This window comes from Kaistia defluvii (assembly GCF_026343955.1).
Taxonomy (GTDB): Bacteria; Pseudomonadota; Alphaproteobacteria; order Rhizobiales; family Kaistiaceae; genus Kaistia; species Kaistia defluvii.
This window is the reverse complement of sequence record NZ_JAPKNI010000010.1, coordinates 1-23,545: the sequence shown is the minus strand read 5'-3', so window position 1 is coordinate 23,545 and position 23,545 is coordinate 1. Positions and strand designations below refer to the sequence as shown.

Genomic DNA, 23,545 nt, shown 5'->3' with positions numbered 1-23,545 from the left:
CGCGGTAAGATTGCGAAGCGTGGAGCTCGCTACCATCTATTGAAGCCCCCCCGGATCTTAGCGCAGTATGTCGCCAAAGTGACAAGGGGGGGCAGGGATGCACGACGAGATCGAAATCAAGTCAACAAGTCTTCCATCTATTTCGATCGGAAAGCTTCAAGCAAAATATAGCGTCGATGGAACGAGAGTCCTTCGATATTTCATAGATTTTTGGCACAAAGAACTATCTCTACACAAAGAACTCAGTGCACCAGAGCTTTATCTTCTACAAGGCAAGGTCGATGCGCTCATGGCAAACTGGGATAAAAGACTAGAAGAATATCGCAAAAAAACTGCGGTCATCGCCGGAAAGGATACTGCTGAACAAAGGAATCTCGAAGCTTCAGCACGGCTTGAAGCCCTGGCAGGCATCCTCGCTCACACGCTTTCAGTCGATGATAGAGTCGACTGGGAGGCGCTCAAAGACAAGAGGCCCTTTCCCGAGGCGAACCGTTTCCGAGAGCAGAAGCCCCAAATCCAGAATGTCCCAAAGCCTGATTTCTCCCCGCCGACACTGACGATCTGGGACTACATTCTAGGGCGGAAGAACCGAAAGCTTGAGGAAGCGCGGCACACTTACTCAGACGCTGTGAACACTTGGCAGGATCAGAGCTACAAAGCCGAAGCTAGTTTCAAGCAGCAGATGCTCCTGTGGGAGGCCCGCAAGACGGCATTTGAGAACGATTTTGCCGCACGGAAGAGCGCATTCCTGGCCGAGCAAACCGAAAGAAACGCAAAAATCGACGCTCTCGCCCGAGGCGTATATACTGCCGAACCCCAGTCCATCATCGAACATGCCAGTCTCGTCCTCGAAAGGTCTAATTACGGTGATCTTTTCGAAAAATCGCTGGAGGTTGACTACGCCTCTGATGATAGGACCCTGCTTATCGCGTATGGGCTACCCTCTCCCGACGATATGCCTAAGCTGAAGACCGTCCGATTTGTTCCAGCCACCGGAGAAATAAAGGAATCGTTCATTTCCGAGCGAGAACAGAAGTCTAATTTCGATATGACATGCTACCAAATCTGTCTCAGAACGATTCACGAAGTACTGGAGGCCGACGAATGTCGAAATATCGAAAAGGTTCTCTTCAACGGCTACGCAAATTACGTGGATCGTACGACTGGCCGTGACACTACGAGCTGCATCATGTCTGTTCTGGTAAAACGTAGCGATTTCGAGATGATCGATCTTCGCCGCGTAGATCCAAAGGCCTGTTTCAAGAGCCTAAAGGGGGTATCCGCCTCAACCCTCTCGGCACTTGCGCCGATTCCTCCCGTCATGGAACTCAATAAGGAGGACCGCCGGTTTGTCCCCGCCCGCGAAACCGCCGATAGTTTAACCGATGCGACCAATCTGGCGTCGATGGATTGGGAGGACTTTGAACATCTCGTTCGTGAGCTATTCGAGAAAGAATTCGCGACAAGGGGTGGAGAGGTGAAGATAACCCAAGCCAGCAGCGACGGTGGTGTCGATGCTGTCGCTTTCGATCCAGACCCGATCACGGGCGGAAAGATTGTGATTCAGGCCAAGCGATACACTAGAACCGTCGGTGTCAATTCTGTAAGAGATCTGTATGGCACAATGCAGCACGAGGGGGCATCAAGGGGTATCCTCATAACGACTGCTGACTATGGAGCAGACGCCCACTCCTTTGCGTCTGGAAAGCCGATCACTCTCTTCACCGGCGCAAATCTCCTTTACCTGTTGGAGAAACATGGCTATCGCGCCAAGATCGATATTCGAGAGGCTCGAAAGTCACTAAATCTGCGAGTGCGCGGATAGAGTGCTGTTGCAGGCGGATGATCAAATAGTGGATCGTGCCGCCTGCGGCTTAGTCTGGATTCTGCGCTGTTCGCCTACTTGGTGACGATGGCACAGCCTCTCCCCTACCCGTGCGGATGCGAAAAGATCTCGGTCAGCATGGCGACGAAGCGCTTCGGGTCGGCGTCGAAGGCGACGTGGGCGTTGGGGGCGCGATTGCCCCGGAAATGCGTGTCGATCACCGTGCGGCCAACCGTCAGCGCGCCGCCGGTCTCGACGTCGACATGCAGGTGGCGGGTGGTCAGCACGTCGCGATCGACCAGATAGGCGACGCAGACCGCGTCATGCACCGGCGCCGTGCCGAGCACCTCCATCTTCTGGGAGATGTCGTGCATCTCGATGCGGAAGCGCACGATGTCCGAGGTCGCCTGGGCGGCCGGCGTGCCGAGCATGGCGAGATGGTCGCAATCGGCATAGGAAATCAGCGCCCGGTGCGTCGCGTCGAGCGTCACCAGCGTCACCTTCTCGAAGCCGGCCGAGAACACCCGCGCCGCCGCTTCCGGATCGGCCCAGATGTTGAATTCGGCCGAGGGCGTCATGTTGCCGATCTCATGGCCACCGCCCATGATGATCAGCTCCGGCACGCGCCTGGCGAAATCCGGATCGGCCGCCAGCGCCGCCGCGATGTTGGTAAGCGGGCCGACCGGCATCAGCACGATCGGCTCCTTGGCATTGCGATAGGTCTCGACCAGATAATCGACGGCGCCCTTGTCGGCCTTCTTCGACTTCGCCGCCGGGACGGGCAGCGTCTCGACATGGAATTTCGAGGCCTGGTCGGTGACGCCGCGCGCGACGGGGAAATTGTCGCGCACGAAGGGGCGGTTGGAGCCCTCATAGACCGGGATGTCGGAACGGCCGATATGGTCGAGCACGCGCAGCGTGTTGTCGGTGCAGAACTTGACCTCGACATTGCCGTTGACCGTTGTGACGCCGATCAGCTCGATTTCCGGATGCAGCGCCGCCAGCATGATGGCGACCGCGTCATCGGTTCCGGTATCGACATCGAGAATGAGCTTCTGGGCCACGCGCGGCACTCCATGGGCAGGGACAAGAGGAAGACGGGAAACGGCTCCCGGCCCTGCCGGCCGTCAGGGGCCGGCACAGGGGCCGGCGGACGTTAGGGGCGCGCGCAGGGAAGCGTCAAGCCGGAGGCTGCGCCGCCCGGCCTTGGCATGGGGCGGCGCGGCGGGCATTCGTTCCTTTGCGCTGGTTTCAGCGCGTAACCCACCGGCAGCACCCGCTATGGTGTTGCTTTGGCAATGATTTCCACGCCAATCTCCGCTCCGGTTCTTCGAACGGAGTTTCCCATGTTTCCGACGCCGGGCGACCGTTCCTGAGTTGCGATGTCCAAGACGCCCGCAGCCGGTTCGCCGGCCGGGGCCGATAACAAACGCCTAGAAAACACCCATGGAGAGAACGCACATGACTTCCCGCTCCTTCGGCACGATGCCGGATGGCACGCCTGTCGAGGCCATCACCATCTCGAATGGCGACCTGACGGCGACGATCCTGACCTTCGGCGCCGTGATCCAGGACATTCGTCTCGCCGGCGTGACGCATCCGCTGGTGCTCGGCTATGACAACATGGATGCCTATCTGCGCAACCGCACCTATTTCGGCGCGATCGCCGGCCGCTTCGCCAACCGCATCGCCGACGGCCGCTTCGAGATCGACGGCACGCCCTACCAGGTGTCGCAGAACGAGGCGCCGAACCACCTGCATGGCGGCTTCGACGGCTTCGGCACGCGCGTCTGGACGCTGCTGCGATCGACGCCGTCCAGCGTCACGCTCGGCATCACCAGCGCCGATGGCGAAGAGGGCTATCCCGGCAAGGTCGAGGTCGAACTGACCTATTCGATCGAGGCGCCCGGCACGCTGAAGACCGTGATCTCCGCCACGACCGACAAGCCGACCCTGGTGAACCTGGCGCAGCACAGCTATTTCAACCTCGACGGCGCCGGCACGATCCGCGACCACATGCTGACCATCCCGGCCGAGACCTACCTGCCGATCGACGCCGGCAAGATCCCGACCGGCGAGTTCCGTCCCGTCGCCGGCACCGAATACGACTTCCGCACGGGCCGCCGCTTCGGCGAAGGCCATGACGGCGTGGTCGAGAGCTACGACCACAACATGGTCGTCCGACGCGAAAAGGTCGCCACGCCGCAGCCGATCGCCGTGCTCTCCTCGTCCAAGAGCGGCGTCGCGCTCGAAGTCACCTCTACCGAGCCGGGCGTGCAATTCTATGGCGGCCAGATGGTGGCCTCGAAGGACGCCGGCATCAATGGCGAGGTCTATGGCGCCAATGCGGGCCTTTGCCTCGAGGCACAGCTCTTCCCCGACGCACCGAACCAGAAGGATTTCCCGAGCGCGGTGCTGCGCCCCGGCGAGACCTATCACCAGGAAACCCTGTTCCGCTTCAGCCGCACCGGCTGAGCACTTTCTTCGCTGGCTCCTCCCGCGCGGGAGGAGCGGCCCTTGATGAAGCGATCGCGCCTCCACCGGCGCGGTCGCTTTTTTGTTGGCCGAGGCTGCGGACCGTCGCCCCGACGAAGGCCGGGGCCCAGGAACACCGGGTATGGAAATCTTGGCCGAGACCTTTCCGTTGACGCCGGCGCGTCTGGATCCCGGCCTCCGCCGGAATGACGCCGGCGGGTTTGGGCGGGCGGAGCGCAGGGGGCGACTGGCGGATGTGAAGACAGCGCCGGCCGGGCGGACAGCACGTTCTGACGGCGCCGGCCGACCGCGCCACGCGGAAGTTCGCCCCCTCGCCCCACCCTCGCCGTCATCCTGGTGGGCTTCGCTCGCGAAAGCCTGCGCCGACCATCATCCTGAGGTGCTTCGCGTCAGCGAAGCCTCGAAGGAGGGTCCAGCGGGCATCTTCGCGGACGGCGCGTCGCCCCAAGGCCGTTCCCTGAACCCTCCTTCGAGGCCCGGTCTTGCCGGGCACCTCAGGATGATGGTGGAGCCTGTCCGGCGCTCTGCCGAAATGCCGCGAACCCAAAACCCAACTCCCGCGCGAATTTTCTTCCCTTCCGCAGCGGCGCGGATCATTCTGACGTGCTCTCGCAGGCCGGTTCGCTGGAGCATCATGACGACGATCAACCGTTCGACGCATATCCGTCTCACCTCGCATCCCGGCGCCCAGGCGCCGGTCCGGTTTCCGATCCGCTGGGGCGATCCCGATCCACGCCGGCGCGGGCCTGTGGTGGGAACCGTGTCGAACCCCGCCGACCGCAACACGATCGGCACGCATGGCGGCTCCTATTCGCTCTATCGCGCGCTTGCCGTCTCCTCCGGCGCGCTGAACCCGATCCAGCGGCCGGACTATCGCAACACCTCGCCGGCCGTCACGATCGGCCCGCACCCGCAATGGGCCGACCCCGCCAAGATCGTCTCGCTCGACCCGTTCGGCCACCTCGCCGCCGAGCTTTTCGCCGACCGGATCGCCGAGGGCGTCGACATCCGCCCGACCATCGCCATCACCAAGGCGCGGCTCACCATGATCGAACTGCATGAGGCGATCCGGCTGAAGCGGCTGCCGATCGACGGCACCATCGTGCATGGCAATGGCGACGTCGCCGTCACCAAGGCGGCGATCGATCCGGTCTGGCACCTGCCGGGCATCGCGGCGCGCTTCGGCGTCGAGGAGGACCAGTTGCGCCGCACCCTGTTCGAGCAGACCGGCGGCATGTATCCGGAACTGGTGACGCGGCCGGATCTCTCCCTGTTCCTGCCGCCGATCGGCGGCATCACGCTCTACATCTTTGGCGACGCGGCGGCGATCGCGGATCCGAAGCGGACGCTCGCCTGCCGCGTGCATGACGAATGCAACGGCTCCGACGTGTTCGGCTCCGACATCTGCACCTGCCGGCCCTATCTCGTGCATGGCATCGAGGAGGCGGTGAAGGAGGCGCAGGCGGGCGGCGTCGGGCTGATCGTCTACAACCGCAAGGAAGGCCGGGCGCTTGGCGAGGTGACGAAGTTCCTCGTCTACAACGCGCGCAAGCGGCAGGAGGGCGGCGACCAGGCGGCCACCTATTTCGAGCGCACCGAATGCGTCGCCGGCGTGCAGGACGCCCGCTTCCAGCAATTGATGCCGGACGTGCTGCACTGGCTCGGCATCACCAGGATCGACCGCTTCGTCTCGATGTCCGACATGAAATACGACGCCATTACCGGCTCCGGCATCGAGATCCGCGAGCGGGTGGCGCTGCCGGATGCGCTGATTCCGGTCGACGCGCGCGTCGAGATGGAGGCGAAGAAGGCGCACGGCTATTTCTCCGCCGACGCGCCGCCGACCGCCGAGGATCTGGCGCGCACGATCGGCCGGCCGCTGGAGAAATACTGAGCCGGTTGCCGGCGTTCGGGAGGAAGGCGTCCTTCCCCCTCGCGTCGCAAGGGAGAGATCGGCCCAAACGTCCGGCGAGGGTTTACGTCCTCTCCGGAAACGCCGTAAACCCTCACCCGCCGGCTCCGCCGTCGACCTCCCCCCCGGGAGAGGTGAAAACAGCCACTCATCGACCTGACGGAGCGTCCCTTGGCATCGATCCCTTCTCTCCTCTCCGCCAGCGCCGTACGCGAGCGCGCCAACCGGCTGCTCGACCTCGGCATCGCCGGCGAGCTCGACCATTTCACCGTCGATCTCGACCGCCTGCCGGCGGTGGCCGACTACGTCATCGAGACGATGCGGGAAAACTACGGCGACCGCGACATCCCCTTCCATGCGCGCTGGCGCCACTTCGAAGCCGGCCAGATCGACCGCTTCGGCGGCCTGGTGGATGCCGCCGGCATCACCGATCCCTTCGTCTTCGGCCGCGCCGCCTATGACCTCGCCATCGTTTCCGTGCTGCTCGACGCCGGGGCCGGACCCGACTGGCGCTATCACGAGGCGATGACCGGCGAGACCTTCTCCCGCTCGGAGGGGCTGGGCGTGGCGAGCTTCGCCATGTTCGCCTCCGGCCTGTTCTCGCAGGACCCGGCCGATCCGCTGCGCGCCGACGCGGCGGCGCTCGCCGTGCTGGAAGCGTCCGATCTCGCCGAGGGTTTCCAGGTTTCGCCCGAAAACCCGATGGTCGGGCTCGAGGGCCGCGCGAAGCTGCTGAACGCGCTGGGCCGGGTCGTCGCCGACCGCGCCGATCTGTTCGGCTCCGACGAGGCACGGCCGGGCGGGCTGTTCGACGCGGTGCTCGCCACCGCCGACGAGGACGGCCGGGTCTCGGCGCCGACAATCCTGGAGCTGGTGCTGGAGGCCTTCGGGCCGATCTGGCCGAGCCGGCTGCTGCGCGAGGGCGTCGCGCTCGGCGACACCTGGGAGCATCGCAAGCTCGTCACCGACGACGCGACCTCGGGCCTGATGCCGTTCCACAAGCTGTCGCAGTGGCTGACCTATTCGCTGATCGAGCCGCTGCTCTGGACCGGAGTCGAGGTCGTCGACCTCGACGGGCTGACCGGGCTGCCGGAATACCGCAATGGCGGGCTGTTCCTCGATCTCGGCGTGCTGGTGCCGAGGGACCCCGCCGCGTTCTCGCGGCGCTGGAAGGCCGAGGACGAGTTCATCGTCGAATGGCGGGCGCTGACGGTCGCGCTGCTCGACCGCACGGCGGCGCTGATCCGCGAGACGCTCGGAAGCGATGCCGAGACGCTGCCGCTCGCCAAGGTTCTGGAGGGCGGCACCTGGGCGGCCGGGCGCCGGATTGCCAGGGCAAAGCGCGCCGATGGCGGCCCGCCGCTGATGATCGAGAGCGACGGGACGGTGTTTTAGGGGCCAAATTCGACACGAGATCCGCGCGTCAGCCTGGACACTGAATGTAGATTTACTGCGAACTGGATATACGAATGATCAGACGGCTCTTCGTCGCCTCGGCCCTTTCTTTGCTCGCCTTTAACTTAGCTGGCGCCGCGCCAAGTTGCCCAAAGCTTGATCTGCGCAAGGAGACAAACGCCTTGTCATCCTGGTTGGGCAATACCGGCCTGAACAAGGACCAGCGCGCAGCTTCGATGGCCTATCTGAAGAAGAGGACAGCAGCTTGGAGCAGAGTTCCACTGAATGCGGCCGGTGCCGCTTGCGGAGCCGAGCCCATCGCCGCTCGTGTCGTATCCTGCACGCGTGGCATGGCACGAGACCTCTACGCCCAATCAACGAAGCCGCTCAATGCATCCGAGCCGGCCAATGGGGAGCTGCGCCGAGAATTGGGTAAGAAGAGCGCTTCAATCGGCGAGCTGCTTTTCGTCGGAGCCGCCAGTGCGTGCCAAGGGGCCGCGATCGAGGCATTCGGACGCTAGGACTCCTCAGCCCTTCTTGCCCGGCTGCAGCAGATAGACCCAGGCGAGCAGGATCGGGCCGAGGGTCAGGGCCACGTCGGCGAGGTTGAAGACGAAGAAGCCGCGCTCGTTCCAGTGCAGATACAGGAAATCGATGACGTGGCCGTGCCAGATGCGGTCGATCAGATTGCCGATCGCGCCGCCGGCGATCAGCGCGAAGCCGGTGGCGGCGGTGCGGCCGCCCTCGGTCGAGCCGCGCCAGACCCAGAACACCACGCCGGTCACGATCGCGGTCAGCACGATCAGGACCAGGCTGTCGGCGCTGTTCCCGAGCGAGAAGGCGATGCCGGTATTGTTGATGCGGTAGAGCGCCAGGACCGGCAGCACCGCGATGCCCTGCTGGTAGACCAGATAGGCGTCGGCGATCCACTTGGAGAGCTGGTCGACGAGGATGGTCAGCGCCATGATCGAAAGACCCAGCGCCGAGAACGGGCCGGGAATGCGGGCGGCTCCCGGGGCGGCCTGGGTGTCCGTCTCTGGCGTCATCGCACCCATGCCTAGAGCTTCAGCTTGTCGCGGCGGATCTCGTAGAGCATCACGCCGGTGGCAATCGCCAGGTTCAGCGAATCCGCACGGCCCGCCTGCGGGATCTTGACCAGATGGTCGCAGGTCGCCGCGAGATCGTCCGGCAGGCCGGATTGCTCGTTGCCCATGAACAGCATCACCGGCCGGTCGTAATCGATCGTGCGATAATCCGACTTGCCGGAAAGATGCGTGCCGACGACGATGCCGGGCCAGCTTTTCCGCCAGGCCTTGAACTCGTCGACGCTCATGCGGGCGAGCTTCATGTGGAAGATCGAGCCCATGGTGGCGCGCACCGCCTCGACGCCGAACGGATCGACCGTGTCGCCGACCAGGATCACGCCCTCGGCGCCTACGGCATCGGCCGTGCGGATGATGGTGCCGAGATTGCCGGGGTCCTTGATGCCTTCCAGCGCCACCCAGACGCCGGCGGGGCCGGGCTGGATCTCGCTCTTCGGCGTCAGCTTCTGCTCGAACACGCCGACGACCATCTGCGGATTGTCGCGGCGCGTGATCTTGGAAAGCACGGCCTCCGAGACTTCCAGAACGTCGCCGCCGCGCGCATGCGCCGTCGTCGCGACGCGCTTGACCACCGGGTGGTCCGCGACCTTCGCGCCATAGACAAGAATCTTGATCGGCCAGTCTTCCTCGACCGCGTCGGCGACCAGCTTCATGCCCTCGGTGACGAACAGGCCGCTTTCCTTGCGGTTCTTCGGCAAAGCGAGGCCGCGAATGTCCTTGATCGTCGGATTGGTCAAGCTGGTGATGGTCTTGACCGCGCCGGGCGCGGCAATCGGGGAAGGATCAGCCATCGCGGGACCACCGGGAAAAGAGCGACGTGGAAAGGAAACGGCCTTCGCCTTCCTCGCGGATCAGCAATTCGCCGGATTCGAGCGTGCCCGGCAGGCCGGAAAGCGCCTCGGCCGAGGTCTCGTGGATCGCCATGAAGGAAGCGCGGATCGAATAGGCGGAAAGGCAGAGGAACAGCGCGTCGTCGGCGAGCAGCTGCCGACAGAGCGCCATCATCTCGGGCAGGCGCTCGAAGATGTCCCAGACCTCGCCATTCGGGCCACGGCCGAACTTCGGCGGGTCGAGGATGATGCCGTCATATTTCGAGCCGCGGCGAACCTCGCGCTGCACGAACTTCATCGCGTCGTCGACGATCCAGCGCACCGGCAGATCGGCGATGCCCGACATGGTCTGGTTGTCGCGAGCCCAGCCGATCGCCTTCTTCGAGGCGTCGACATGCGTCACCTGCGCGCCGGCCATCGCCGCGACGAAGGAGGCGATGCCGGTGTAGCCGAAGAGGTTCAGCACCTTGGGCTGGCGCTTCGGATCGGCATATTTCGCGTCGCGGATCTTCCGGCCGAACCAGGCCCAGTGCATTTCCTGCTCGGGGAAGAAGCCGACATGGCGGAAGGCGGTGAAGCGGCCCAGAAAGCGCACCTCGCCCTCGCCGACCGCGCGCGGCAATGGCCAGGCCATCGGCCAGGTCTCGCCGAGCGGCTTCCTGTATTTCCAGCGGCCGTCCGAATCCTCGTCCTTGGCGCCGGTGAAGATCGCGTCGGCGCGATCCCATTCCTCGGCGGAGAGGCGCGGCGTCCACAGCGCCTGCGCCTCGGGGCGCACGATGCGATAGGGACCATAGCGCTCGAGCTTCCGGCCGTGGCCGGAATCGATCAGCGCATAATCGGGCCAGCCCTCTGTCGTCAGCATCACCGGCCAGCGGGAGGCCGGTGTCTGGGGAGCGCCGGCGGCGGGGGAAATCTCGGAAGCGGTCGTCATGGTCGGTTCATAGCGTTCGCCGCGCCGAAAGCCAATCGATGCCGGCAACGAAGGCGCCGCCCGTCTTGCCGACTCCGGGGCTCCATGCAAGATAAAATGGAGGAGACCGACCCGCGCCCTCGCGCGGAAGACGGCGACAGGCGAATTGGCCCGGCGCCGGCTGACGAGGACGACAGCCATGGAGATGACGGGCGAATACCGCATCCCCGCCCGTCGTGACGCAGTCTGGCGGGCCCTGAGCGATCCGGAGGTGCTGCGGGCCTGCATTCCCGGCTGCGAGACGCTGTCGCGGCCGGCGAAGGATGCGATCAGCGCCACGATCGCCGCCAAAGTCGGGCCGATCCAGGCGCATTTCGTCGTCCGCCTGGCTTTTGCCCATGTGCAGCCGCCTGAGCGCTGCACGATCCGCGGCGAGGCAAAGGGCGGCGTCGCCGGCTTTGCCACCGGCCGGGCCGATCTCGAGCTCGCCGGGGATGGCGATGCGACGATCCTGACCTATGATGCGAGCGGCGACGTCGGCGGCAAGCTGGCGCAACTGGGCACAAGACTGATAGACAGCACAACCAAGAAGATAGCCGATGCTTTTGTCGGCGCTATTGCCAACCGCCTTTCTGGAGACGAGCCGACGATGGCCTCCCTCACGCCGACCACCCCGCCCGATGCCGAGCCCGTCAAGCCGGCGCCCGCCAATCTGGAGCCCGCCGACGCGGCGGCGACCGACGAGCTGACCGACCGCATCGAGCACAAGATCGACGACGAAGCGCTCGATCTCGGCGAAGTCGCGGAAGAGATCGAGGAAGAAGTCGAGGTCGCGGCGGCGCGCGGCTTCCTCGGCGGCCCCTATGTCTGGGGCCTGCTGGCGCTGATCGTCGTGATCCTGTTCCTCGCGGTCGTCAGCCGCTAGGTTCCGGCGAATACACTCTCCCGCTTCGGCCCGCCGGGATGGCGGACGAAGCGGAGGGGCAACACCCCACTTTCCGGACAGCGGCGGGCGGAGGATCGATGCGGTCATCGAAACGCCCCGTTTTCGGCCAAAGAAGCGATCGAAAGCGGCCCGGCGGCCCGCGCCTGGCGCGGGCATGACCCTCTCTCCGCCGGTCCACCGGCTGGCGGGCGCGGACGTGAAGGCCTATCTCTGGTAAAACGGAAGCCCACGGAGGCAACCTCCCCCGCCATGATCGTCTGTTCCTGCAATTTCCTCACCAAGGCCCGCATTCTCGAGGCCGCCGAACGGCTGGCGCGCGAGACCCCCGGCCGACCGCTCACCCCGGCCCGCGTCTATCGCGCCCTCGGCATGAAGGCGCAGTGCACCGTCTGCTTCATCCTGGTGCGCAAGCTGCTGGCGGAATCGGGCGCCATCGTCACCTGTCCGGAACCGCTCGGCAGCAGTTCCGAGGAATCCGACGACATCGCCGTTTACGGCTAAGTCCTTCCACAAGCCCGGAATCGACGTTTGACGATCGCCGAGGCGCACCCTATTCTTGGATTAGAACAATTCCAGAGAAGGATGCCGCCATGAAGGGCGATGCCAAGGTCATCGAGTATCTCAACCGCGCGCTTCGCCTCGAGCTGACGGCGGTCAACCAGTACTGGCTGCATTATCGCCTCACCGAGGATTGGGGCTACACCAAGCTCGCCAAGAAGGAGCGGGCGGAATCGATCGAGGAGATGCACCACGCCGACAAGCTGATCGCGCGCATCATCTTCCTCGACGGCTTCCCCAACCTGCAGGTGCTCGACCCGCTCGAGATCGGCCAGAACGTCAAGGAAGTGCTCGAGGCGGATCTGCGCGGCGAATACACGGCGCGGAACTACTACAAGGAAGGCCGCGACGTCTGCCACGCCGCCGGCGACTACGTCTCCATGGCCCTGTTCGAAGAGCTGATGAAGGACGAGGAAGGCCATATCGACTTCCTCGAGACCCAGCTCGGCCTGCTGAACGATCTCGGCAAGGAATTCTACTACCAGCTCCAGGCTGCGCCCAGCAACGAAGCCGAATAGGCGCGGGCGCCACAGATTTCGCACCGTCTCGGGGTTCCCCGGGGCTCTCCGGCGCCGCCGCGGGTCACCACACCGCGGCGGCGCCGGTTTCATTCTGGGTTGCCCAATGCGCGCCGCGCGGACCCTTTCGCCGCCGCGACTGTCCTGATCCTGTCACACACCCTGCTCTATGCATGTGCTGCATGGCGCCTCGCGGCGCCTCCGGATGGCAGCGGGGGCCGGAGAATGGCAGAGCGGGACATCGCTTCACGCGATAGCGCAGGGAGTTACGGCGCGGCTCCCGCCCGTCGGTCCGCAAACCCGCTTTCGGGGAGGCCGCTTTCTCTGGCGCTGGCCGGCCTCGCGGCGATCTCGCTGCTCTTCATGGCCTTTCCCGGCCTCGACCTCCGCTTCGCCGCGCTGTTCCATCTCGATGGCGCCTTTCCCGCATCGCGGCTTCCCGGGCTCGTGACCTTGCGCCTGCTCGGCAAGGATCTGGTCGTGCTGGTCTGCCTCATCCTGCTCGCGAGCCTCGGCGCGAAGCTGGCGCGCCCGCTGCGCCCCATGCCGATCCGCGCCAGCCATGTCTGGTTCCTGTTCGCGACGCTGGCGCTCGGGCCCGGCCTGATCGTCAATGGCGTGCTCAAGAGCTTCTGGGGCCGGCCGCGGCCGATCCAGGTGGATCTGTTCGGCGGCGCCGCGCCGTTCGAACCCGCCTGGAAGATCGGCGGCGCCTGCCTGTCCAATTGTTCCTTCGTGTCCGGCGAGGCGGCCTCGGCCATGTGGCTCATCGGCCTCGCCATGCTGGCGCCGCCGCGCTACCGGCCGGCGCTTGCCGGAACCATCGGCGCGCTCGCCTTCGCCCTGTCGCTGAACCGCATCGCCTTTGGCGGCCATTTCCTTTCCGACGTGCTGATTGCATGGGCGATCACGCTGGTGGTCATGCTCGGGCTGCATCGTGTCCTGGTCGCAGGCCCGTTCCGTGCGCGCATCGATGCTGCGACCGAAAGCGCGCTACGGCGAATCGCTCTTGCGGCGGCGCCTGCCCTGGGGCGTATTGCGAAGGGAAGATCCACGGATCATCGCGAGCGGGCTTGACGGACGTGACCAACCGAACGGAAACAGCGGCGGCCGCGAGGCGCGCCGGCAGCGAAGGCCTTGGCCTGCTCGTTCCCCTGCTCGTCGCCATCGCCCTCCTGCGTCTGCTGGCCCTGCGCTTCTCCGTCACCGACCTGCAGGTCGACGAGGCGCAATACTGGGACTGGTCGCAGCATTTCGCCTTCGGCTATTTCTCCAAGCCGCCGCTGATCGGCTGGACCATCGCCGCCGTCGACGGGATCTGCGGCACCGGCATCGCCTGCGTGCGGGCGCCATCGCCGCTGTTCTATTTCGGCACCTCGCTTCTGATCTACGCGACCGGCCGCGCGCTCTATGGCCCGCGCATCGGCTTCTGGGCCGCGCTCGGCTTCGCGCTGGCGCCGGGCGTCGCCTTCTCCTCGGCGATCCTGTCGACGGACGTGCTGCTGCTGTTCTTCTGGGCGCTGTCGCTCTATGCCTTCGTCCGGCTGCGCGCCGGCGGCGGCTATCGCTGGAGCCTGCTGCTGGGCCTGGGGCTCGGGCTCGGGCTGCTGGCGAAATACGCCATGGCCTATTTTCTCGGCTGCGCGCTGATCGCCGCCCTGATCGATCCGCCATCGCGCGCCGTCATCCGCTCCGGCCGGTTCTGGCTGGCGGTGGCGATCGGGCTGCTTCTGCTTTCGCCCAACATCGTCTGGAACCTGAACAACGGCCTGGTCACGCTGCGCCACACCAATGAGAACATCTCCGGCGACGGGCTCCGGATCAGCCTCGGCAACGCCATCGGCTTCCTCGCGGCGCAGTTCGGCATCATCGGGCCGTTCCTGATGGGCGGCGCCTTCGCCGCCGCGATCGCCGCCTGGCGCCGGGGCGTGCCTGGCGAGGACGGGATGCTGCTCGCCTTCGCGCTTCCGGTGATCCTGGTCGTCACGATCGCCAGCGTCCTGACGGTCACCAACGCCAACTGGGCCGCTTCCGGCCTCGTCGCCACCGCCCTTGTCGGCACCTCATTCCTGATCCGCAGCGGCCGCTTCCGACTGGTCCAGGCCGGGCTCGCCATCGGCATTGTCGCGCAGCTGGTGCTGTTCATCGGCAATTCCGTCGCCGACCGGGTGACGCTGCCGCTGCTCAAGCATGGCGACATCTACAAGCAGGTGCTGGGCTGGAGCCGGCTCGGCGACGCCGTGCGGGCCGAGGCGAAGGCCTCCGGCGCGACCATGGTGGTGGCGCTCAGCCGCGCCGACGCGGCCGCCCTCGTCTACGATCTTCGCAACGATCCCATCGCCGTCACCGTGTGGCCGGACGATCCGGGACCGGACAACCAGTTCGAACTGACGCGCAGCCTCCTCGACCACGCGCCGACCGGCCCGGCCCTGCTGGTCGCCGGCTGCGCCGACCCCGCGCGGCTCGCCCGCTTCTTCGGCGAGGTCGAGGACAAGGGCCGGCTGACCGTCGCGAGCGGCCCGAGTTCGAGCCGGCAATACCATCTGTTCCGCCTCGACCGGCCGATCGCGCCGCTCGCCCCGGTGCCGCTCTGCGGCAACGACACGGACTAGCGTCCGCGCCGCTGCGGTTGCTGGCGGGGGACGCGCATACTATAAGCGCTGCCATCCTTCATCTTCGCGGAAACGGCCTCACAATGTCCGACGTCAAGAAGGTCGTCCTCGCCTATTCCGGCGGGCTCGACACCTCCATCATCCTGAAGTGGCTCCAGCTGGAATACGGCGCGGAAGTCGTCACCTTCACGGCCGATCTCGGCCAGGGCGAAGAGCTCGAGCCGGCCCGCAAGAAGGCCGAGATGATGGGGATCCAGCAGATCTACATCGAGGACGTGCGCGAGGAATTCGTCCGCGACTTCGTGTTCCCGATGTTCCGCGCCAATGCGCTGTACGAAGGCACCTACCTGCTCGGCACCTCGATCGCACGGCCGCTGATCGCCAAGCGCCTGGTCGAGATCGCGCGCGAAGTCGGCGCCGACGCCATCGCGCATGGCGCCACCGGCAAGGGCAACGACCAGGTCCGCTTCGAGCTTTCGGCCTATGCGCTGAACCCGAACATCAAGGTCATCGCTCCCTGGCGCGAGTGGGACTTCAAGTCGCGCACCGACCTGCTCGATTTCGCCGAGAAGAACCAGATCCCGGTTCCCAAGGACAAGCGCGGCGAGGCGCCGTTCTCCGTCGACGCCAACCTGCTGCACTCGTCTTCCGAGGGCAAGGTTCTGGAAGACCCGTCGCAGGAAGCCCCGCCCTACGTCTTCATGCGCACCGTGGCGCCGGAAGATGCGCCCGATGTCGCGACCTATGTCGAGATCGGCTTCGAGAAGGGTGACGCGGTTTCGATCGACGGCGTGCACATGTCGCCGGCCACCATCCTGACCAAGCTGAACGAGCTTGGCCGCGACAACGGCATCGGCCGTCTCGACCTGGTCGAGAACCGCTTCGTCGGCATGAAGTCGCGCGGCATCTACGAGACGCCGGGCGGCACCATCCTGCTCGCCGCGCACCGCGCGATGGAAAGCCTGACGCTCGACCGCGAGGCCGCGCATCTGAAGGATTCGATCATGCCCCGCTATGCGGAGCTGATCTATTACGGCTTCTGGTTCTCGCCGGAACGCGAGATGCTGCAGGCGCTGATCGACAAGAGCCAGGAGCATGTCGAAGGCACGGTGCGGCTGAAGCTCTACAAGGGCAACGCCATCGTCGTCGGCCGCTCGTCGCCGAAGTCGCTCTATTCCGACGCGCTCGTCACCTTCGAGGACGATCGCGGCGCCTATGACCAGAAGGACGCGGCCGGCTTCATCCGCCTGAACGCGCTCCGTCTGCGCACGCTGGCGGCGCGCGATCAGCGCGGCTGAGACTCTGGGAAGCGAGGCAGCAGGCCGTTTTCATCGGTCTGTTGCTAAAGCTTCATTTTAGAGTTAGGTTATTCGGACTGACCCAGCCTTTCCGGGCGCGGGTCGGTTCGTCGCTCGAACGCCAAGATACGGACAGACCGCAAATGCGTATGGATCTCGTCAGAAAAGCAACCCGCACAGCCGACAAGAAGGCTTCGGAAGTGCGCGTCATGCTGCGGACGGCGGGCCTGCGTCCGACGCGCCAGCGCCTGGCTCTGGCCGAGATCCTGTTCGAGCGCGGCAACCGCCACATTTCGGCCGAAGGGCTGCATGAAGAGGCGATGAGCCATCGCGTGCCGGTGTCGCTCGCCACCGTCTACAACACGCTGCACCAGTTCACCGAAGCCGGCCTGCTGCGCGAAGTCGCGGTCGACGGCTCGAAGACCTATTTCGACACCAATGTCGACGACCACCACCACTTCTTCGTCGAAGGCGAAAACCGCGTGCTCGACATTCCGATGTCGACCCTGCGCGTCGAGGACGTCCCCATTCCGCCGGAAGGCATGGAAATCACCCGCGTCGACATCGTCGTGCGCCTGCGCCGCATCGGCAGCTGATTTCCGGATTTTTCGAGTTTTAAAGAACGCCGCGCCGGCCCAGCCGCGCGGCGTTCTCGTTTGTTTTGGCCTCGCAAGCAAGCCCCTACCCTCTCCCGCGAGCGGGCGAGGGCTGGAGTGAGGGTCTTGGTCCCTCGCCCCCCAAAAAGGAAGGCCTCAGTCGATATCCTCGTTCGGATAGACGCCCCAGAGGTTGGTCTGCTTGATCCAGCCGCGGAAGCGCTTGTCGACCAGGCGGCACCAGCCGCCGGCGCAATTGGTCACCGAGGAGACGACCTTGGGCTGCAGATAGGCGGTGATCTCGGCCGTGTCGGTCGGATCGGCGCGGATCGGCAGCGGGTCGCCGTCCTGCCAGGGCGCGACGACGGCCGTGCGCTTGCCGACGAGGAGGCTGTGGAAAACCCAGCCCTCCGTGCCGTCGGAATCGCGGATGCGGCGCCAGTTGTCGAATTCCTGCACGATTTCGACCGGCAGGCCGGAGCGGGTGAACACCCAGGAAACCTTGTAGCCCTGGCCGGGGCCGACGCGGACATTCACGCGGCCGGCCTTGAGCGAGACGAATCGCGGCAAGGGCAGGCCGCTCGGTCCCAGTTTCGGCGCGGCGCCGGCCGCGCCCTGGGCGCTGGCGGGAGCGGTCGGCTGGGCGACGAGCACGAGGGCGGCGACCGAGGCAATGGTGAGCGCCGAGGCTAAAAGGCGCCCGTCGCGCAGCCGACGGGACATTCCCAGGATCGCAGCCAAAACCATCGCGTAGACACCCCTTCTTTACCGCCCGTGGCTGCGACCGGAGGTTCTTTCCCGACCGCCCGACCACCGAACCATTTGTGATCGCCGGACTGTCTGGTAGAGGATCGAGATACGCAGCGACGGGGTATACCAGCCAACGCGCGTAGTTTGACGCTCCATGGTTAAGGAGCTCTCAACGGAGAGGCCGCCGCGATGAAGAAGAAGCCGCTTGTCATCGTCACACGCCGCCTGCCCGATGCGGTCGAGACGCGCATGCGCGAACTGTTCGACACGCAGCTCAACATCGACGACCGGCCGATGTCGCCGGCCGAACTGGTCGAGGCGGTCAAGGTCGCGGACGTGCTGGTGCCGACTGTCACCGACCGCATCGACGGCGCCATCCTGGCCGAGGCCGGCGAGCAGCTGAAGGTGATCGCCAGCTTTTCGAACGGCTTCGACCATATCGACGTGGAAAAGGCGCTGGCGCGCGGCATCACCGTCACCAACACGCCGGGCGTGCTGACCGAGGACACGGCCGACATGACGATGGCTCTGATCCTCGCCGTGCCGCGCCGGCTGGTCGAGGGCGCGCGCGTGCTGACGCCCGACCATGACTGGGCCGGCTGGTCGCCGACCTGGATGCTGGGCCGGCGCATGGCCGGCAAGCGGCTCGGCATCGTCGGCATGGGCCGCATCGGCCAGGCTGTAGCGCGTCGCGCCAAGGCGTTCGGCCTGTCGATCCACTATCACAACCGCCACCGCCTTTCGACGGAGATCGAGGAAGGGCTGGAGGCGACCTATTGGGACAGCCTCGACCAGATGCTGGCCCGGATGGACATCATCTCGGTCAATTGCCCGCGCACGCCCGGCACCTTCCACCTGCTTTCCGAACGGCGGCTGAAGCTGCTGCGGCCGGAAGCCTATGTCGTCAACACCTCGCGTGGCGACGTCATCGACGAGAACGCGCTGGCGAAGCTGCTGGAATCCGGCGCCATCGCCGGCGCCGGGCTCGACGTGTTCGAGCACGAGCCGACGGTCAACCCGAAGCTGCTGCGCCTCGCGGCCAAGGGCAAGGCGGTGCTGCTGCCGCATATGGGCTCGGCGACGATCGAGGGCCGCATCGCCATGGGCGAGAAGGTGCTGATCAACATCCGCGCCTATTTCGACGGCCACAAGCCGCCGGATCGCGTCCTGCCCTCGATGCTCTGAGTCGGCTAAGCGCCGGAACTAAGCCGGATTCGGATCCATCTCGAGCCGCGCCTGGCAGCACGTCCCGCACCCTGCGCTCCCGGCCTGTGGCCGGCAGCGCAGACTTTGTCCGGAAGTCATCCGACTAGCGGAACACGATCCGCCCTTCCGACTTCGGGGCGATCGTCTTCTGCGCCGCGATATAGTCGATCACGTCGCTTGCCATCAGCTTGGCGTCGACCGGGCTGATCAGCCGCGCCGCGTCCTTGAACGCGACATAGCCGTCGCCGCCATCGGCGACATAGTCGTTCGTGGCGAGCGTGTATTTCTTGTCCGGATCGAGCGGCGCGCCGTTCACCGTGACGCTCTTCACCCGCATGCCGGGCAGTTGCTTCAGGTCGACCTCGACGACGAGGCCCGAGACCTGCGGGAAGCGGCCGGCGGCCGCCTCCACCAGGCTGAAGCCGCTTTCGAGCGCTGCCTTCAGCGCCTTGCCGGTGACGGCCAGCTTCACCGTCTTGTTGCCGAAGGGCAGTTCGCTGAAGACGTCGGCGCGCGTCAGAACGGTGCCGGCCGGATATTCCTTGTCGGCGCGGATGCCGCCGCCATTGGTGAGGGCGATGTCGGCGCCGACCGAGGCGCGCATCGCATCGGCGATCAGGTCGCCGATCGCCGCCTCCTCGCCGCGCACGGTGGCGCGGCGACTGTCGAGCGGCGTCTGCGTGGTGCCGATCTCGACCTTCAGCTCGGCGTCGAGCTTGTCCTGATAGGCCTTGACCACCCCGGCGATCTTCGGATCCGGGGTCACGGCGGCGCTGTCGATGATCTCGAAATGCGGCCGCCACTCGACCTTCGCCTTGCCGTCCTTCTCGCTCTTGTCGATCGTCACCCGCGTGACGACGATGCTGTCCGCCTGCGCGCCGGATTCCGTCAGCGCCGTCTTGCCGTCGAAGAAGGTGAGCAGGTGTTCGTCATGGCCGGAGAGAACCAGATCGGCGGCGTGGTTGCGCACCAGCGCGATATCGACCGAAAGCGGCGTGTGCACGACGGCGACGACGAAATCCGCGCCCGCCTCGCGCAGCGCCTTGCCCTTGGCCTTGCCGGTCTCGATCGAGGAATTGAAGACCGTGTCGCCGGCGGTGGCGACCACCGGCGTGTCCTCGGTGGTCAGGCCATAGAAGCCGATCTTGATGCCCTCGATCTCGACGATCTTCTCGTCGACCGTGTTCTTCGGCTGGCTGCCGTCCTTCTCACGGATGTTGGAGGTCACGACCGGAAAAGTCGCCTCGCCGATGCGCGCGTGAAAAACGTCCGGCCCGAAATCGAATTCGTGGTTGCCGGGCGTCATCACGTCGACCTGCATCCGGTTGAGGATGTCGATGATGTGGACGCCCTTGTCGATGCCCGAGAGCAGCGACGGCGAGATGGTGTCGCCGGAATGGACGAACAAGGTCGGCCCCTTGGCGCGCTCGGCCTCGACGACGGCGGCGAGCTTGGCAAAGCCGCCGCGACCCTCCAGCTCCTCCATCCGGTCTATGTCGTTGGTCTGCACGAAGGTGATCGTCACCGGCGCGGCCCATGCCGGCATCGCGACGAGGGCGACGAAGGCGAGAAGGCCGAATCGCAGGCTGCGCTGGCGTCCGAACATGAGGGCGATCTCCGGTCAGGGTTGTGCGAGGGGCGTGTGGCATGAGCATGCCACGGTCCTGTTGCAATCGCATAGCGCCGACGCGCACGAGCGGGGCGGCTTCAGGGACATGACGCCGCCCGTGGCGCTGCGACAACGCGCGACGGATGAAAATGCACCCCGCCCCTTCGCGCCGCGCGGGGTTGAGGGTAAGTTCCGGCACGATGACCAGCCAGATCGCCGATATCGCCCCTCCCAAGAGCAAGCCTGCCGACCATCCGCCGATTCTGATCGGCCGGGTCGGCGTGCTCCTCGTCAATCTCGGAACGCCGGATGCGACCGACTACTGGTCGATGCGGCGCTATCTGAAGGAATTCCTTTCGGATCCGCGCGTCATCGAGGTGCCGAAGCTGATCTGGTGGCCGCTGCTGAACGGCGTCATCCTGACGACGCGACCGCAGAAATCCGGCAAGAACTACGAGTCGATCTGGAACAAGGAGCGCAACGAATCGCCCTTGCGCACCATCACCCGCTCGCAGTCCGACAAGCTCTCCGCCGCCTTTGCCGACAACGGCAAGATCGTCGTCGAATGGGCGATGCGCTATGGCACCCCCTCGATCGCGGAGAAGATCGACGGGCTGAAGCGCGCCGGCTGCGACCGGATCCTGATCGCGCCGCTCTATCCGCAATATTCCGCGACGACGACCGCGACGGTCAACGACAAGGCCTTCGACAAGCTGCGCACCATGCGCTGGCAGCCGGCCGTCCGCACCATGCCCGCCTATCACGACGACCCCGTCTACATCGCGGCGCTCGCCACCTCGGTCGAGCGCTCGATCGCGGCGCTCGATTTCGAGCCGGAGATCGTGCTCGCCTCGTTCCACGGCCTGCCCAGGCGCAATCTCGAACTGGGCGATCCCTATCACTGCCATTGCGTGAAGACGGCCCGCCTGCTGCGCGAGCAGCTCGGCTGGCCGCAGGACAAGCTGCGCGCGACCTTCCAGTCGCGCTTCGGCAAGGCGGAATGGCTGCAGCCCTATACCGACAAGACCGTCGAGGCGCTGGCCAGGGCCGGCGTCAAGCGCATTGCCGTGGTGACGCCGGGCTTCTCGGCCGATTGCGTCGAGACGCTGGAGGAAATCGCCGGCGAGAACGCCGAGATCTTCCGCCATCATGGCGGCGAGCAGTTTGCCGCCCTTCCCTGCCTCAACGACAGCCCGGAAGGCATGGCGCTGCTGGAGCACCTCGTGCGACGCGAACTGCTCGGCTGGGTGTGACGCGCGCCAATTGCGTCGCCGGATCGAAATCCCTACACCTCCTCTGACCGCGACAGGCGCGGCAGAGGGATCGGGCGATGGGATTTTTCGGTTTCGACATCACGGTTCTGGTGATCGTCGTTCTTGTCGTTCTGGTGCTGATCGCCGGGATCAAGACCATTCCGCAGGGCCATAGCTATACGGTCGAGCGCTTCGGCCGCTATACCCGGACCCTGTCGCCCGGCCTCAACCTGATCGTTCCGTTCATCGACCGCATCGGCGCGAAGATGAACATGATGGAGCAGGTGCTCGACGTTCCGACGCAGGAAATCATCACCAAGGACAACGCCACCGTCTCGGTCGATGGCGTCACCTTCTACCAGGTGCTGGACGCGGCCCGCGCCGCCTATGAGGTGCGCGGCCTGGAGAACGCGCTGCTCAACCTGACCATGACCAACATCCGTACCGTCATGGGCTCGATGGATCTCGACCAGCTGCTGTCGCATCGCGACGAGATCAACGACAAGCTGCTGCGCGTGGTCGACTCGGCCGCCGCCTCCTGGGGCATCAAGATCACCCGCATCGAGATCAAGGACATCGTGCCGCCGGCCGATCTCGTGGATTCGATGGGCCGTCAGATGAAGGCCGAACGCGAGAAACGCGCGCAGGTCCTCGAGGCGGAAGGATCGCGCCAGTCGGCGATCCTGAAGGCCGAAGGCGAGAAGCAGGCGCAGATCCTGCAGGCCGAGGGCCGCCGCGAGGCTGCCTATCGCGACGCCGAGGCACGCGAGCGCCTGGCGGAAGCCGAGGCCAAGGCGACCGAGCTGGTCAGCAAGGCGATCGCGGCCGGCGATGTGCAGGCGATCAACTATTTCGTCGCGCAGGGCTACACCAAGGCGCTGGAAAAGCTCGCTTCCGCCCCCAACCAGAAGGTGCTGATGCTGCCCGTCGAGGCGACGGCGCTGATCGGCTCGATCGGCGGCATCGCGGAGCTCGCGCGCGGCGCCTTTGGCGGCCCCGACCCGGAACCCGCGCCGCGCCGCCGCCCGACCTCCAGCGTGCCGCGCTCCGGCGAAGGATCGCTCTGATGATCGTCGATGCGGTCCGGCAGCTCGGCCCCTGGAGCTGGTGGATCCTCGGCCTGCTGCTGCTCGGCGTCGAGGTGCTGGCGCCCGGCGCCTTCTTCCTGTGGTTCGGCATCGCCGCGCTGATCGTCGGTGCGCTGGCGCTCATGGTGGTCGTGAGCTGGCAGGCGCAGGCGATTCTGTTCGTCGCGCTGGCGCTGCTTCTGGTCATTCTCGGCCGGCGATTCTATTCCAGCGCGCGGCGGCCAGGCGACCAGCCGCATCTGAACCAGCGCGCGGCGCGGCTCGTCGGCGGCGTCTATCCGCTGGCCGAGGCGATTTCCAACGGCCATGGCCGCATCCGCATCGACGACACGACCTGGAGCGTCACCGGCCCCGACCTGCCGGCCGGCACCCGCGTCCGCGTCACCGGCTTCGACGGCTCGGTTCTGAAGGTGGTCGCCACCTGAGACCGGCGCCGCGGCTCTCCCTCCCCTCTCCGCGGGAGGGAAAGACCAGCGCCGCGCCCGCCCGCGGGCGGAGCGGGTTCCAGGCGTCCTAGGGTCCGGACTCAATTGAGCCAGTAGGCGCGGATTGCGGCCAGGAGCACGCCGGAGAGGTAGTTTCTGGCCAGCTTGTCGTATCGGGTGGCGACGCGGCGGAAGTCCTTGAGCCTGCACCA

At 65.7% G+C, this 23,545-nt stretch carries 22 protein-coding genes and 1 pseudogene; 16 read left to right on the top strand and 7 right to left on the bottom strand.

Annotated elements, in window-relative coordinates; all coding sequences use genetic code 11:
* The first annotated feature begins 97 nt into the window (after nt 1-97).
* A complete protein-coding gene (locus OSH10_RS20030; protein ID WP_266333998.1) occupies nt 98-1,825 on the top strand; it encodes a restriction endonuclease in 1,728 nt (575 codons plus the stop codon).
* 104 nt (nt 1,826-1,929) lie between these two features.
* On the opposite strand, the gene OSH10_RS20025 is transcribed toward OSH10_RS20030, so the two are convergent.
* The gene (locus OSH10_RS20025) at nt 1,930-2,889 is read right to left on the bottom strand and encodes a nucleoside hydrolase (RefSeq protein WP_266333996.1); all 960 of its coding nucleotides are present in this window, start codon (nt 2,887-2,889) and stop codon (nt 1,930-1,932) included.
* A gap of 397 nt (nt 2,890-3,286) precedes the next feature.
* Here OSH10_RS20025 and OSH10_RS20020 point away from each other — a divergent pair, with 397 nt between their 5' ends.
* From OSH10_RS20020 to OSH10_RS20005, 4 genes are all read left to right on the top strand, one after another.
* Complete coding sequence (locus OSH10_RS20020; protein WP_266333994.1) at nt 3,287-4,300, top strand: aldose epimerase family protein; 1,014 nt, start codon at nt 3,287-3,289, stop codon at nt 4,298-4,300.
* Between the two features lie 655 nt (nt 4,301-4,955).
* Entirely contained in the window at nt 4,956-6,215 is a 1,260-nt protein-coding gene (locus tag OSH10_RS20015; RefSeq protein WP_266333992.1) for a GTP cyclohydrolase II, read from the top strand.
* A 189-nt stretch (nt 6,216-6,404) separates the two neighbouring features.
* Complete coding sequence (locus OSH10_RS20010) at nt 6,405-7,628, top strand: URC4/urg3 family protein (RefSeq protein WP_266333990.1); 1,224 nt, start codon at nt 6,405-6,407, stop codon at nt 7,626-7,628.
* 74 nt (nt 7,629-7,702) lie between these two features.
* On the top strand, nt 7,703-8,149 hold the full coding sequence (locus OSH10_RS20005; RefSeq protein ID WP_266333988.1) for a hypothetical protein: 447 nt from the start codon (nt 7,703-7,705) through the stop codon (nt 8,147-8,149).
* Between the two features lie 6 nt (nt 8,150-8,155).
* Here the strand turns inward: OSH10_RS20005 and lspA are convergent, their stop codons facing one another.
* From lspA to OSH10_RS19990, 3 genes are read right to left on the bottom strand one after another with little or no spacing between them, the layout of a single operon-like run.
* A complete protein-coding gene (gene lspA, locus OSH10_RS20000) occupies nt 8,156-8,674 on the bottom strand; it encodes a signal peptidase II (RefSeq protein ID WP_266333986.1) in 519 nt (172 codons plus the stop codon).
* An 11-nt stretch (nt 8,675-8,685) separates the two neighbouring features.
* Complete coding sequence (locus tag OSH10_RS19995; protein ID WP_266333984.1) at nt 8,686-9,522, bottom strand: TrmH family RNA methyltransferase; 837 nt, start codon at nt 9,520-9,522, stop codon at nt 8,686-8,688.
* On the bottom strand, nt 9,515-10,495 hold the full coding sequence (locus OSH10_RS19990; RefSeq protein ID WP_266333982.1) for a class I SAM-dependent methyltransferase: 981 nt from the start codon (nt 10,493-10,495) through the stop codon (nt 9,515-9,517). The genes OSH10_RS19995 and OSH10_RS19990 overlap by 8 nt, the downstream gene beginning before the upstream one ends.
* A 178-nt stretch (nt 10,496-10,673) precedes the next feature.
* Between OSH10_RS19990 and OSH10_RS19985 the strand changes: the two genes are divergently transcribed.
* From OSH10_RS19985 to irrA, 7 genes are all read left to right on the top strand, one after another.
* The gene (locus OSH10_RS19985; protein WP_266333980.1) at nt 10,674-11,399 is read left to right on the top strand and encodes a CoxG family protein; all 726 of its coding nucleotides are present in this window, start codon (nt 10,674-10,676) and stop codon (nt 11,397-11,399) included.
* Between the two features lie 270 nt (nt 11,400-11,669).
* On the top strand, nt 11,670-11,921 hold the full coding sequence (locus tag OSH10_RS19980) for a (2Fe-2S)-binding protein (protein WP_266333978.1): 252 nt from the start codon (nt 11,670-11,672) through the stop codon (nt 11,919-11,921).
* An 89-nt stretch (nt 11,922-12,010) separates the two neighbouring features.
* Nucleotides 12,011-12,496, top strand: coding sequence for a bacterioferritin (gene bfr / locus OSH10_RS19975; protein ID WP_266333976.1), 486 nt, complete (start codon nt 12,011-12,013; stop codon nt 12,494-12,496).
* Nucleotides 12,497-12,721: 225 nt separating this feature from the next.
* Nucleotides 12,722-13,573: a phosphatase PAP2 family protein gene (locus OSH10_RS19970; RefSeq protein WP_266333974.1), complete on the top strand. Its 852-nt coding sequence runs from the start codon at nt 12,722-12,724 to the stop codon at nt 13,571-13,573.
* Between the two features lie 5 nt (nt 13,574-13,578).
* Nucleotides 13,579-15,108 (top strand): ArnT family glycosyltransferase, encoded by a 1,530-nt coding sequence (locus OSH10_RS19965; RefSeq protein ID WP_266334213.1) that lies wholly within the window; start codon nt 13,579-13,581, stop codon nt 15,106-15,108.
* Nucleotides 15,109-15,191: 83 nt separating this feature from the next.
* Nucleotides 15,192-16,406, top strand: coding sequence for an argininosuccinate synthase (locus tag OSH10_RS19960; protein WP_266333972.1), 1,215 nt, complete (start codon nt 15,192-15,194; stop codon nt 16,404-16,406).
* A gap of 143 nt (nt 16,407-16,549) precedes the next feature.
* Entirely contained in the window at nt 16,550-17,002 is a 453-nt protein-coding gene (irrA, locus tag OSH10_RS19955) for an iron response transcriptional regulator IrrA (protein WP_323181641.1), read from the top strand.
* A gap of 156 nt (nt 17,003-17,158) precedes the next feature.
* Here irrA and OSH10_RS19950 read toward each other — a convergent pair whose 3' ends face one another.
* A complete protein-coding gene (locus OSH10_RS19950; protein WP_266333970.1) occupies nt 17,159-17,725 on the bottom strand; it encodes an SH3 domain-containing protein in 567 nt (188 codons plus the stop codon).
* Between the two features lie 216 nt (nt 17,726-17,941).
* Between OSH10_RS19950 and OSH10_RS19945 the strand changes: the two genes are divergently transcribed.
* Complete coding sequence (locus OSH10_RS19945; RefSeq protein ID WP_266333968.1) at nt 17,942-18,937, top strand: 2-hydroxyacid dehydrogenase; 996 nt, start codon at nt 17,942-17,944, stop codon at nt 18,935-18,937.
* 124 nt (nt 18,938-19,061) lie between these two features.
* Here OSH10_RS19945 and OSH10_RS19940 read toward each other — a convergent pair whose 3' ends face one another.
* Complete coding sequence (locus OSH10_RS19940; RefSeq protein ID WP_266333966.1) at nt 19,062-20,564, bottom strand: bifunctional metallophosphatase/5'-nucleotidase; 1,503 nt, start codon at nt 20,562-20,564, stop codon at nt 19,062-19,064.
* Between the two features lie 203 nt (nt 20,565-20,767).
* On the opposite strand from OSH10_RS19940, the gene hemH reads away from it, so the two are divergent.
* The 3 genes from hemH (at nt 20,768) to OSH10_RS19925 (ending at nt 23,333) form a co-directional block, all read left to right on the top strand.
* Nucleotides 20,768-21,820: a ferrochelatase gene (hemH, locus tag OSH10_RS19935; RefSeq protein ID WP_266333964.1), complete on the top strand. Its 1,053-nt coding sequence runs from the start codon at nt 20,768-20,770 to the stop codon at nt 21,818-21,820.
* A 77-nt stretch (nt 21,821-21,897) separates the two neighbouring features.
* The gene (locus OSH10_RS19930) at nt 21,898-22,887 is read left to right on the top strand and encodes an SPFH domain-containing protein (protein ID WP_266333962.1); all 990 of its coding nucleotides are present in this window, start codon (nt 21,898-21,900) and stop codon (nt 22,885-22,887) included.
* Nucleotides 22,887-23,333, top strand: coding sequence for an NfeD family protein (locus tag OSH10_RS19925; protein ID WP_266333960.1), 447 nt, complete (start codon nt 22,887-22,889; stop codon nt 23,331-23,333). Before OSH10_RS19930 ends, OSH10_RS19925 begins: the two co-directional genes overlap by 1 nt.
* 101 nt (nt 23,334-23,434) lie before the next feature.
* On the opposite strand, the pseudogene OSH10_RS19920 reads toward OSH10_RS19925, so the two are convergent.
* A pseudogene (locus OSH10_RS19920) lies at nt 23,435-23,545 on the bottom strand (IS5/IS1182 family transposase); the annotation flags it as partial.